Origin of the sequence: Lactiplantibacillus daowaiensis (assembly GCF_005405085.1) — a bacterium.
GTDB classification, from domain to species: domain Bacteria; phylum Bacillota; class Bacilli; order Lactobacillales; family Lactobacillaceae; genus Lactiplantibacillus; species Lactiplantibacillus daowaiensis.
This window is the reverse complement of sequence record NZ_BJDJ01000012.1, coordinates 87,433-99,180: the sequence shown is the minus strand read 5'-3', so window position 1 is coordinate 99,180 and position 11,748 is coordinate 87,433. Positions and strand designations below refer to the sequence as shown.

The window sequence follows — 11,748 nt, the reverse complement described above, 5'->3', positions numbered from 1 at the left end:
GACCATTAAAAATACATCATCAACAGACTGCCATTGAAAGATTCCGGGCTTGTTCGGATTAAACTTGTAATTTGCCCTATTAAATTAAAAAAGTTATTTAAAAATGTTTCAAAAGTAGACGCTGCCTGATAGATACCAGTTATCAAGCGGGTCTTTTTTGTATAAATACGCTTATTTTTTACACAAATTGCGAAAATTTAAGAAAAAGCAGGCGGAAGCGCTTTTCATTCCGTCGGCTCGTATTGTATAATGTGAGTTGTTAAATATGTATAGAAAGAGGTAATAGTAAATGGCACACATTTCATTTGACAGCTCTAATTTAACTAAGTTCGTCCATGATAACGAACTTGGCGAAATGCAAGCTATGGTCACAGCTGCTGACAAGGAGCTGCGTGAAGGTACTGGCGCCGGGAATGATTTCCGTGGCTGGTTAAATTTACCAACAGATTACGATAAGGAAGAATTTGCCCGTATTAAAGCGGCTGCAAAGAAGATTCAATCTGACTCTGATGTCTTAGTAGTAATCGGGATTGGCGGTTCATACCTCGGTGCTCGGGCAGCCATTGAATTCTTACACGAAACTTTCTGGTCATCACTTTCACGTGAAGACCGTAAATTCCCACAAGTTGTCTTTGCTGGGAACTCAATTTCATCATCATACGTCAACGATTTAATTCACTTAATCGGCGACCGTGACTTCTCAGTTAACGTTATTTCTAAGTCTGGGACAACGACTGAACCTTCAATCGCTTTCCGAGTATTCAAAGAAAAGTTAGTTGAAAAGTATGGCGAAGATGGTGCCAAAGGCCGGATCTATGCCACAACTGACCGCAAGCGCGGTGCGTTGAAGCAAGAATCTGACGCTGAAGGTTACGAAACTTTCGTTATTCCTGATGACGTTGGTGGTCGTTTCACTGTCTTAACCCCAGTTGGTTTATTGCCAATTGCTGTTTCAGGCGGCGACATCGATTCATTAATGAAGGGTGCTGCTGATGCTCAAGGCGAATACGGCGATGCTGATTTGACCAAGAACGAAGCTTACCAATATGCTGCTTACCGGAACATCTTGTACCGGAAGGGCTATACCACTGAAATTCTTGAAAACTACGAACCAAATATGGCGATGTTCTCAGAATGGTGGAAGCAATTAATGGGCGAATCCGAAGGGAAAGACCAAAAAGGTATCTACCCATCATCAGCTAACTTCACAACTGACTTACACTCCTTGGGTCAATACATCCAAGAAGGCCGTCGTAACTTGATGGAAACAGTTGTTAAAGTTGAAAATGCCACTAGTGACGTTGATGTGCCTAAGGAAGCTGAAAACCTTGATGGTTTGAAGTATCTTGAAGGCAAGACCATGGCACAAGTTAACACCAAAGCCTTTGAAGGGGTTATTATGGCCCATGTCGATGGCGGTGTGCCTAACATGATCGTTAACATTCCTAGTCAAGACGCTTACACGTTGGGCTACATGATTTACTTCTTTGAAGCTGCAGTTGCTATTTCTGGTTACTTGAACGGGATCAATCCATTCAACCAACCAGGTGTTGAAGCTTACAAGAACAACATGTTTGCTTTACTTGGCAAGCCTGGCTACGAAGAATTAACGGCTAAGTTAACGGCTCGTCTTAACAAATAAAGTTAATTTTTAAAATTTTAACGTGTCTAAAATTGGTTAAAGCCGATTTTAGGCGCGTTTTTTAGTATAATAGGGAACGATGAAATGAGGTGGCAGGGTGAAAACATTAAATCTAATTGAAAGTCTTTTGATCTTGATTGGCTTAATTATTTTTGGTATCGGGAGCAAGGTTGACAGTATCAACCAAGCCTGGCCGTGGCTAAAAATTGCGGGGCTCGGGCTAATCTTTTTAGTCGGACTAAGTGATGCCATCTATCGATTAGTGACACGTAAGTCATTCTTAAAATAACGCGTGATACACAAAAATCCACCAGTTGTCAGTAAGTGACGACTGGTGGATTTTGTTTTAAAGATTTAGTGCCAACGAATAGACGATAAAGCCTCCAACAATCATCACAATGATGGCAACAATGACCCAAAGCACATTATAAGCAACCGTACCGAAGCGATGCTGCAAGTGCAACTTAGCTTGGGAGTGTTCATGTTGTGCGTTATAAAGGGACGCATTGCCGTTTTTGACCCACTCAGCGCCATGTTGGCCGTAGTAGGGGTTAATGTGGCGGTTATCTGCACGATTGGCCCGCCCATTATGATTGGTTACCGGTTTATAAAGTCGCATCTCGACCCTCTTTTCAGCGATTTTTAGCGCTTTTGCGCTTTGTAAGGCACCGCATAGTTCTTCGGTGCATCACTGGCCTTAGCATACTTCCAATGACCCGACATTTTCTTCTCTAATGGCGCGTCCTTCTTAATACAAGTAAAGCGTGAGCCGACTTCGTTTTCAATAATGAAGATGCGGTTGAATTCATGCCGAGTTTGTACAATATGACAATCATCGTGATCAATTCCAAATACATCTTTGTATACCACTAACAAGATCTCCTTCGTTTTGACATTAGAAACAGTTAATTTTTACTAAAACGCTATAAAACATAACGTTACTAAACAATCTACCTCTCTATTATAATCCCGTCAGGCAAGTCGTAAAGGCTTATTTGTCTGGAAAAAAGCCTAAAACGGGTTTTGCGGGCTAATTTTATAAGTTGAGTAACTGTTTCTTTTTGGCGTCAAATTCGGTTTGCGAAATAATCCCGTCATCAAGGAGGCCTTTTAATTGGCGGAGCTCATCATAATTGTTAGTGGCCACTTTTGGCTGATCATCAAGCTGCTCAGTCAAGTCAGCCGGGGATTTAGCGGCATTTGGAAACTGTGGATCATCTGGTGCATAGTAGTCAAAGTGCCCCTGGCGAACTTGTGCAAACAAGGTGTTAAATCCAGGATCAAAGAAAGCACGTACCCCGTAACCTTGACCAGGTAGATCTTCATCAATGGTAGCGGCATTCTCAAGAATACTTTGACGTAATTCTTGGATTTCGCTCAAGAAGTCAGCGTAGGCGTCACAATCTTGTGAATAGGTCGTTTGGATGTTAGCTAACACGACATCTTTTAGTGAAAATTCAAAGAAACGTTCTTTTTCGTTAAGTTGACAATCTAAAGTTGAGGCTTTAGCCATATTGTCAAACAAAACCTGAGCTGTGAGCGGTTCATGGGGAGTGCTAGCTGTTTCTTCGGTCACACTAGTAATGATCTTCGGTCCACTGGTGACGGTGGCAGGTGTGGCCGTCGCCGTCTTTTTAGCGGCATAGTCATCGGTAATCAATCTAGTTAAGACGACCCCGGCGGCTTCGCCGTCAAGACTGCCGCGTAAGGCCACGTTTTTACCCCGTGTTTTCATAATATCCAGACCGTTGGTGTAAGGGACTAAATTGGCAATCGTGCCTAATGTAATCTGGGCAACACTACCATCAGATTGCAATAAGATTAATCGTTTGTTGGTTAAAATCAAGGTACCCGTATGGATAAGTTCATTTTGGGTCACCTTTTGACTAGTTGGTTTGATCGAACCTTGTTTCCAATAGAGGCCCTTCATAATTTTGACTGAACTTGTCATACCCGAATAGTTGACTCTAGTGGTATGCGTACGTGGTTCTGACCAGTCGACATTGTTGGCACGGTAGTATTCAAATTCATTGCGCTTTAATAAGACATCTGTTGTTGTAACTGCTAGGGTAGTTAAGTCGCATTGTTTTAGGTGTTGAATCTCCGTGGCGCGCTCAGCCTTAGCTTGTTTTTGTTCATCGGTCTCTGGCCGTGACACAACATAGATAATGATACCGACAATGATAACCGCACCAATTGCAAACCAAATCCAATGTTCCATCACAAAACCTAGCACGACTGCTAAAGCCAAGAATCCTAAACAACCGATGCCACCACTACTTTTATTCATTATCCCGTCCTCCAAAATCGATTTACTGGCATGAACTTTCCCGTCAGTCCACACCTGCCATTAATGGCGTTTTTATTTCCTCACTTATTGATAATACGCCTTAAAGTTTGATTTATGCGAAAAGAACTTAATTTTAGGTGATCTTTTGCCGGTCGGAAACGCAATAATGGATACAACCAGCAAAAAAAGGCCAAAACGCTGTTTTAACAACGTTTTGACCTTTTAAATTTATCGAATAAAGCCATTAATCACCCGCACGGGGATCGAACCCGTAACTCCGCCTTGAGAGGGCGACGTCTTAACCAATTTGACCAGCGGGCAAATTCAATTACCATCTTACAAAAAGATTGAACGCTTGTCAATTCTTCATTTAGTTCGAAGCCGCATGATGGTCACGATTACCAGCGCAATAAAGAGGACCAAACAGTAAGCCACGCTACACCAAAAGACAAAGGTTAATAATTGTGGGAGCAAAAAGCTTCGCATGACGGCTAAACCAATTGCAGTGACGGCCCAAACGATAAGCTGTTGTCGCAAATGATTAAAGGTGCGTGTCAATTCATCACGAGACATGTGATCACTTCCTTAATACTAGTGTGACGGTCAGGTCTGATTAATTCAAGTAATTTTCGAGCATTACTTGACATGATTTCAGCTTAAAGATAAAATTGAATAGTTGTTTATTGGGTATTCGCCAAATTGGTAAGGCAGCGGACTCTGAATCCGTAATTTACTGGTTCGAGCCCAGTATACCCAATTCCTACTTATCAGCCGTTGTCATAGGGTGTCAAAACCCTTGTGACAACGGCTTTTTCTGTGCCCAGGGGTTTCATTGATTGTCATTCATTATCAATAAAAGTTAGCCAAATGGTAAGCCAAGTAAGCCACGCTTATTCCTGCTGTGATAGTCTTTTGAAGATTGGGTTGCGTAAATAGGTAAGCTAGAAAATGACTAATTCGTTCTTTACCCTAGAACTGGAAATGTTTTTTTAAACGTGGTCCACGTGGTCCGGTGGTCCAAACGTTGATATATCAACACTTTAAAGACCCCTTGACGTGGTCCATATGGTGGTCCAACGTGGTCCACTTTAGAAATTAAGATAACTTGCTAGTTTTTGGGTGGCTTCGTTCTTTTGTTTTGCAGTGACTGCCGTGTAAATATCTAAAGTCGTTCGATAGCTTGAATGCCCTAGCTGATCCTGAACCGATTTAACCGAAGCACCAGCTTCAAATGCCAAGGTGGCATAGGTATGCCGAAATGCGTGGACGGTTACGTGTTTTAGATCATATTTCGTCAGGGTATGTTCAAGCCATTTGCGTGGCTTAGATGGTTGAAACATCTCATTATTTTCATTGGCAAAAACATAATTGTTGCTGTGATTTATGTTAAAACCAAAACGGATAAGATATTTCTTCTGTTCCAATTGCCACCGTTGCAAAATTTGCACTGTTTTAGGGTCTATGAAGACAGTTCGATTACTTCTGGCAGTCTTGGGTGTCTGTACCAGTAAACGAGCCATATCGCCTCGAGACTGTGTTTTATTGACGCTTATGGTGTGATGAACAAAATCAATATCTGACCATTCCAAACACAACATTTCTGACTTTCGCATACCGCTAAATGCTGCCAAACGGAAGAACACACTAGCTTGTGGCGTATTATCGTCATCATTCAGACACTCAAAGAAGTGTTGCAACTCCGGCTTGTCAAAATAATTCTCTAAGTTTTTGCGTGAACGATCATTCTTATTTACCGGAACAATAACCCGTTTTGCGGGGTTCTCACTGATTAAGTCAATATTGATGGCATAATCAAGCACCTTGGCAACGTAGTTCATAAGCGTATGATACTTGGCTAATCCCTCGTTAAACCATTGGTTGATTGCTTTCTGACAATCTTTAATGGTTATTTGAGCTATGCGGTACTCGCCAAACACGGGCAAAATGTGTAGGCGAAACATTCGTTTGGTAGTTGCCCAAGTGCTTTCTTTAACGGTATGCTGGTATTGTGTAAACCAGAGTTGATAAATGTCACTAAAAATAGAATTATCATTCTTTGCGGGAAGTCCATGGTTGTAAACATCAAGCTCAAGTCTTGATAGTACAATCTGGGCTTCTTTTTTTGTCTTGAATCCACGACGACGGGTAGTTTTTTTCTTACCAGTTAGTGGATCAGTGCCTAAATATATTTGAAATTGATAACGGGTATTCCCGTCCTTGTCCTGATACTTCTTGATTGCTGCCATATATAATTTCCTCCATAACGTACCGTGCGGGGGCAGTGTTATGTAAGAAAACAATTATTAAAAGTATATGTGCAAAAAATGGGACTCGCTGGTGTTTGAATAATTAAAAGAGAAAGTACCTTGTGTTGAAAATTCAGAATTAATAAACGCGTTGAAGTCGCAAAATATATCATTATTTTTATCAAAAGAGCTCATTTCGTAATGACAGTTAATAATCAATTCATTTAATATGCTTCTCAAAGTTCGCTGTTGATTTCCCAAAATCAAACCGCCGATTGCTAAATTTGGATCTTTTTCCACTGATATTATTATTTTGTTCAGATTTTGGTTTTTTATATTCTGAAAAAAATCTATTTTAAACGTGGAATTGGTAATCAGATCAAAATTGATTGGAACAATATAGGAAAAGACTATGCTGCTTATCTCGTTACGAACCTTCTTTTTTTCAGAAGTTGGGGGAAGAATGGAATAGTTAGTAACGGCAGGCGCTAATAAAGTGGAGACAGGACACTCTATAGAATTAGCGATTAGTTTTAGTGTGGAAAGTCTGGTATTATCAGGAATTTCATCGTTTTTTATGAGCCTGGCAATTGTAGCTTTAGATAATTGTGTATCATTTTGCAAATCCGTAAATGACATATGAAGTTCAAGCATGCGTGACCTTATGGGGTTCAATTTGAATGCCTTCTTTCAGTTTTTTATAAGAAACCTATCTGAATAAATGGTATCACATACTTGACTTCAAATGAACAACTATGTATCATAAGTTCAGTTAAAGAAACCAAATATAGTTTTAGTCTCTTTAATAAAACCGTAGGAGGTGGCAAAGATGAATAACGAAAAAAATCAGTGGCTAACTTATCATCAAGTAATGGAAGAACTAAATATTGGCAGCATGAATACAGTCTACAAGATGATTAATGACGGATTAAAGGTAACTAGCATTGGTAGACTAAAGCGTATTGAACGTAAAGAGCTGGATAAGTATTTAGCTTCAAAAACAATTTAAATTGCACCGTGCGGGGGCAGAATAAACTTAAGGAGGTGATCCTATGAACTTAGTCAGTTTACTGTTGGTCGGTTTCTTTGCCAGTTATTTTCTTGGCATTGCTACGGCGTTAGTTGGAATGAAGAAGGCATAAAGATACGAGGCAAGAAAAATGGGAGAGCATACAAAAAAGACCTACTTTACTTTGGCGAGTAGTAGGTCAGGCATATCGCAATGTATGTTTTCCCTTAATTCTAACATGAATAAGGAGAATGGAAAATGACAAATGAAGAATTATTTGAACAAGCTGAGGAATTAACACGGGCATGGGAATCACTGAAAGTAAGTATTGAGCTTCTAGCCATGGATAACACTCTTGCGCAACATGACGCTGAATGGCCCACTTATTTTTTCAATAGTAATCAATCCAGCAATCTGGAAAGTAATTTGTCGAATATTGCTGATACCATGTTAAAAGTCTCAAACGCTATTTGTCCTAAAGAATAGGTGGTGACGTGATGGAAGAATTTTCTTCGTTATATGCGGCACTTGATTTAGTTGAAAGCGGGTATGAAATTTATCCTTTATCAGCCAACACTAAGACACCGCCTAAGGGTCACCACGGATATTTAGAAGCCACTAGAGACCAGAACACCATTGTAGACTGGTTTCAAAATAACCCAGATTATAACCTAGGCTTGCGATTAGACACGTCTCACTTATTAGTAGTTGATGTTGATATTCACGATTCTACTAAGAATGGAAAAGATAGCCTGATGAAATTACAGCGCCAAGGCAAGACACTTTCACCAGATACGTACATTGAAAAGACAGCCGGCGGTGGTCTCCACTACTTCTTTAAGTATACCGGAGATAAGGTGCGCAAGGTCAATAATTGGCCCGGCATTGATCTGCTAACTGACTTCACAGTGATCGCACCAAGCGAGATTAACGGCAAACCGTATGCCCCCTTAGATGGCCGAACCTTGGCTGATATTAAGCCGGCTCCTCAATGGCTAGTCGATAAGTTGGCAGGCCAAAAAGTGAACTGGTCGTCAGAACACACCTATACCACACGCCAAAAGAAGTATACCGGTCGCTTGTTAGATGAAATGGTAACCGGGACGGCCAAAGGCAATCGCAATGCTTGGTTAACTAAAATTGCCGGTCGTATGTTTGGCGTCGGTGCTTCTCCCAAGACAGTCTATAACATGCTGTCAGTGATCAATGATTCGTTCGTTGATCCGGCACTACCAAGCAAAGAAGTTAATGTGATTTTTCAATCCATTTTAAAACGAGAGAGTAAGGGGGTTCATTAATGGGCAAAGCAATGGATTTACCAGCAGAGACCCGAGAAGCAGCCAATAATGTTATCAAAATGCAACGTGACGCTGATTGGCAGAATGATTTCAAAAAAAATTCTGACGATGGGATCAAAACACAGTCTCTTTACAATATCCGTTTAATTATGGAACATGACGAAATGTTGAAAGGACTAGTTGTCTTTGACGAGTTCTCGGAACAAATTGTCAAAACACCACAAGCAGACAATTCACTGTTCAAAAAAGGTTTTTGGAATGATAGTGATGACACGTTATTGAGAAGTTATATTGAAGATCATTACAACCTGTTATTCAGCAAGGAAAACATTACCGACGCGGTAGTTACAGAAGCACGCCGCAAGACAATCAATCCGGTTAAGGCTCGTATTGAAGCGGTAGAATGGGACGGCCAGCCACGTGCTGAACGTTATTTCATTGATTACTTAGGTGCCGAAGATAATCACTACACCCGCACCATCACTAAGAAATGGCTAACTGGTCTTATTGCCCGGGCCTATGTTCCCGGAGTTAAGTTTGAAATTGTCCCTATCTTAGAGGGAAGCCAAGGACTTGGCAAGAGTACGGCTGGTAAGAATCTATACCCAGATAAATTCAATGATTCGTTGAAAGGAATGGGGAAGCAGAAAGACGATTATCAACAGTTACAAGGTAGTTGGATTATTGAAGTTGCCGAGCTTTCCGCCATGAAAAAAACGGACGTTGAGGGAATTAAAAATTTTATTAGTGCACAATCCGACACATATCGGAATAGTTACGGCCGCTATGCGTTGCCACACCCGCGTAAATGCGTATTTATTGGCACGACTAACCAAACCGACTATTTAAAGGACGCGACCGGTGAACGGCGCTTCTATCCAATTAAATGTGGGGTCAACAAGGCCAAATTAGATGTATGGCACCCGGACGAGAATTATATACTTCAAGTATTGGCGGAGGCCGCGTATTGGTTTAGGAATGGCGAACTGCTATATCTGGATCAGGCCACCGTGAAAGAGGCTAAGGCGTATCAGATGGCTGCGGAAGCTGTTGACCCTATGCGAGATGCCATTGAAGAATTTTTAGCAATGGAAGTTCCCACAGATTGGGGAAAAATGAGTACCAGCTTAAAACAAAGCTATGTCAGTGACTACGGTCAGCAATCTAAGTGGCTACAAGATCAAGTTAGCAATGAACGGAAACTGCTTAATCAAACAACAACTCGGGAAATTATGGAAGTTGTCTTCCATAAAACAGTTGATCGTTATTTAACCGGGCGAACAAACTCGGAAGCTAAGCGAATTAAGTTGTTAATGGACAATATGGACGGTTGGAAAAGTCAACGAATTAGAATGAATGGCCAACGTCTACATGGGTATATGCGCGAAGTTTAATCAGAAATTTACCAAGTGGACCACGTTGGACCACCATATGGACCACGTCGGGGTGTCTTTGAAGTGCTGATATATCAACGTTTGGACCACCGGACCACGTGGACCACGTTAAAAAAAACATTTCCAGTTCTAGGAGGAAACACGTATGAAATGGCAAGAAATGCAATTATTGAGAGACACAAAATATAGCAGTTCAGAAAACCTCAAAAAATTTGAAGACGTATTTCAGTTTGATAAATGCGCCGTGTATGAACGCCCACATAATCTTGAAAAACTACTAGCAGGTGATCGTTCATACAATGCGGGTAATAAGTATGACACACCACCTTACCTTGGGGATTGGTTAGATCATGCCGAATTGCAAAAGGTAAGTGGAACTACACGAATTGTTGCAATTGCTCATGATTATGGGCCGGCCGATAGCGTTCATAGCAAAATAGCGGAGCACGTCTTGTCGCTTGATTTAGTGGGCGTGATATTTGATAGCAAAGTAGATTGGTATTATCCCGGCCAGTCTTCACTAGTAATGATTATGAGCAGGGAAACATATAACTACTATTACTATGACCTGTTGGCAAATCAGCATGTTGTTGATGTAGTTAAGAAGCAATATTTTAGAGAATAAAAGGAGTTTAAATAATGAAAATTAAGATGGTACATGCTGACAATATGGAGGAGTTATTTGCGCAAGTTTCGGAAGTCGACAAAGCACAAGATATTGACGATGAGTTGATAGGCACTAGCATTGATTTTATCAAAGTGAGCGATTCGAAAACGATCTATTGTGAAGCATTGGTTTATAGGACTGGTGATGACGATGAAGACTTATGATGTATCGCGTATGAAACACCGCTGCCAATTCGGGGTATATGGTAATGGTGAGATGAACCCGAATACAGGTGCTTTCGTTTCGCAATTTGTACCGCAATTCTCACTATGGTTCGGTGAGTATAGCCAGACCATTAATCAGCAGATTACTCTAACCGGAGACAACCTGACAGATACGAAGATGATTGTTGTACGGCATAATAAGCAGGTCAATCAGCAACAACTGGTTAAGATCGGTGACACCCTTTATCGGGTTAGCAATGTGGCCGGTGATGATGAGGTTAACTCATTCGATGTGATCACATTGGTTCGCTACCAGAAGCACGGGTAATAAACGAGAGGTCGTCTTCACAGGCGGCCTTTTGTGTATGTCTAGAAAATGACTAATTTGTTCTTTACCATATACTATACTAGTAAATGTTTGTTTTGACGTGGAACACGTGGCCCACGTGGTAAAACCCTTATATGATAAGCGTTACAGGATTCAGTAACGTGGTACACACGTGGCACACACGCGGCACACTAGAAATTAAGGAGGTTTATTATAATGGCAAAACCTATGAAGCAATGCAACCATGCCGGGTGCCGTCAGTTGGTGCCCTATGACGTCCGTTACTGCGATAAGCACCAGCATAAGGCTAACGCCGAAACGTACCACAAGCGCATGTATAGCGAACGTGAGGGACGTTATCAGCAGTTCTACAAGTCGTCAGCATGGCGCAAGTTGTCACGGCGATTCCTTGAAAGCAATCCGGTGTGTGTGCAGTGCTATCAAGATGGTGTGATTTGTAAGGCAGATGTAGTTGATCACGTTATCGAAATTAAAGACGACTGGTCACGTCGCTTAGATGAAAGCAACCTACAGCCATTGTGCTACCGACACCATAACCGAAAAACGAGACTGGCTAGAGAACAACGGGAACAACAAACTAAATAATCAATGAGTGTCGTGCTGAAAGGTGCGACGCTTTTTAGTTGAGCGGAATTTTCCGCTGTACTATCTAAGGTCGCAAGTTACGACCCCAACGCACTAACTTGGTG

At 41.3% G+C, this 11,748-nt stretch carries 16 protein-coding genes and 2 tRNA genes; 11 read left to right on the top strand and 7 right to left on the bottom strand.

The annotated features are described in order from the left end of the window. Window positions 1-289 precede the first annotated feature (289 nt). A complete protein-coding gene (locus FFM75_RS08875; protein ID WP_137628813.1) occupies window positions 290-1,642 on the top strand; it encodes a glucose-6-phosphate isomerase in 1,353 nt (450 codons plus the stop codon). Window positions 1,643-1,739: 97 nt separating this feature from the next. Further along, window positions 1,740-1,931, top strand: a complete 192-nt coding sequence (locus FFM75_RS08870) for a hypothetical protein (RefSeq protein WP_137628812.1) — start codon at window positions 1,740-1,742, stop codon at window positions 1,929-1,931. Window positions 1,932-1,988: 57 nt separating this feature from the next. Here FFM75_RS08870 and FFM75_RS08865 read toward each other — a convergent pair whose 3' ends face one another. From FFM75_RS08865 to FFM75_RS08845, 5 genes are all read right to left on the bottom strand, one after another. After that, window positions 1,989-2,261: a hypothetical protein gene (locus FFM75_RS08865; protein WP_137628811.1), complete on the bottom strand. Its 273-nt coding sequence runs from the start codon at window positions 2,259-2,261 to the stop codon at window positions 1,989-1,991. 23 nt (window positions 2,262-2,284) lie between these two features. After that, on the bottom strand, window positions 2,285-2,518 hold the full coding sequence (locus tag FFM75_RS08860) for a hypothetical protein (protein WP_137628810.1): 234 nt from the start codon (window positions 2,516-2,518) through the stop codon (window positions 2,285-2,287). Between the two features lie 160 nt (window positions 2,519-2,678). Then, window positions 2,679-3,932: an SHOCT domain-containing protein gene (locus FFM75_RS14060; protein WP_223876644.1), complete on the bottom strand. Its 1,254-nt coding sequence runs from the start codon at window positions 3,930-3,932 to the stop codon at window positions 2,679-2,681. A 248-nt stretch (window positions 3,933-4,180) separates the two neighbouring features. After that, window positions 4,181-4,253: transfer RNA gene (locus FFM75_RS08850), tRNA-Glu, on the bottom strand. A 45-nt stretch (window positions 4,254-4,298) separates the two neighbouring features. Continuing rightward, window positions 4,299-4,505 (bottom strand): hypothetical protein, encoded by a 207-nt coding sequence (locus FFM75_RS08845; RefSeq protein ID WP_137628809.1) that lies wholly within the window; start codon window positions 4,503-4,505, stop codon window positions 4,299-4,301. A gap of 111 nt (window positions 4,506-4,616) precedes the next feature. Between FFM75_RS08845 and FFM75_RS08840 the strand changes: the two genes are divergently transcribed. Beyond that, window positions 4,617-4,689 (top strand) — tRNA-Gln (locus FFM75_RS08840). Between the two features lie 331 nt (window positions 4,690-5,020). Here the strand turns inward: FFM75_RS08840 and FFM75_RS08835 are convergent. After that, window positions 5,021-6,178 carry a site-specific integrase gene (locus FFM75_RS08835; RefSeq protein WP_137628808.1) on the bottom strand — a complete coding sequence of 386 codons (1,158 nt, stop codon included), beginning with the start codon at window positions 6,176-6,178 and terminating at the stop codon, window positions 5,021-5,023. A gap of 57 nt (window positions 6,179-6,235) precedes the next feature. Next, entirely contained in the window at window positions 6,236-6,832 is a 597-nt protein-coding gene (locus tag FFM75_RS08830) for a helix-turn-helix domain-containing protein (protein ID WP_223876643.1), read from the bottom strand. Between the two features lie 175 nt (window positions 6,833-7,007). Here FFM75_RS08830 and FFM75_RS08825 point away from each other — a divergent pair, with 175 nt between their 5' ends. From FFM75_RS08825 to FFM75_RS08790, 8 genes are all read left to right on the top strand, one after another. Further along, a complete protein-coding gene (locus FFM75_RS08825; RefSeq protein ID WP_125766214.1) occupies window positions 7,008-7,187 on the top strand; it encodes a helix-turn-helix domain-containing protein in 180 nt (59 codons plus the stop codon). Between the two features lie 258 nt (window positions 7,188-7,445). Continuing rightward, window positions 7,446-7,673, top strand: coding sequence for a hypothetical protein (locus tag FFM75_RS08820; RefSeq protein ID WP_137628807.1), 228 nt, complete (start codon window positions 7,446-7,448; stop codon window positions 7,671-7,673). An 11-nt stretch (window positions 7,674-7,684) separates the two neighbouring features. After that, the gene (locus tag FFM75_RS08815; RefSeq protein WP_137628806.1) at window positions 7,685-8,485 is read left to right on the top strand and encodes a bifunctional DNA primase/polymerase; all 801 of its coding nucleotides are present in this window, start codon (window positions 7,685-7,687) and stop codon (window positions 8,483-8,485) included. Then, complete coding sequence (locus tag FFM75_RS08810; RefSeq protein WP_065674405.1) at window positions 8,485-9,879, top strand: virulence-associated E family protein; 1,395 nt, start codon at window positions 8,485-8,487, stop codon at window positions 9,877-9,879. Before FFM75_RS08815 ends, FFM75_RS08810 begins: the two co-directional genes overlap by 1 nt. A gap of 145 nt (window positions 9,880-10,024) precedes the next feature. Then, a complete protein-coding gene (locus FFM75_RS08805; protein WP_137628805.1) occupies window positions 10,025-10,504 on the top strand; it encodes a hypothetical protein in 480 nt (159 codons plus the stop codon). Window positions 10,505-10,518: 14 nt separating this feature from the next. Further along, window positions 10,519-10,710: a hypothetical protein gene (locus FFM75_RS08800; protein ID WP_137628804.1), complete on the top strand. Its 192-nt coding sequence runs from the start codon at window positions 10,519-10,521 to the stop codon at window positions 10,708-10,710. Window positions 10,711-10,720: 10 nt separating this feature from the next. After that, window positions 10,721-11,038 (top strand): phage head closure protein, encoded by a 318-nt coding sequence (locus FFM75_RS08795; RefSeq protein WP_171001466.1) that lies wholly within the window; start codon window positions 10,721-10,723, stop codon window positions 11,036-11,038. A 216-nt stretch (window positions 11,039-11,254) separates the two neighbouring features. Next, on the top strand, window positions 11,255-11,644 hold the full coding sequence (locus FFM75_RS08790; protein ID WP_137628802.1) for an HNH endonuclease signature motif containing protein: 390 nt from the start codon (window positions 11,255-11,257) through the stop codon (window positions 11,642-11,644). Window positions 11,645-11,748 lie beyond the last annotated feature (104 nt).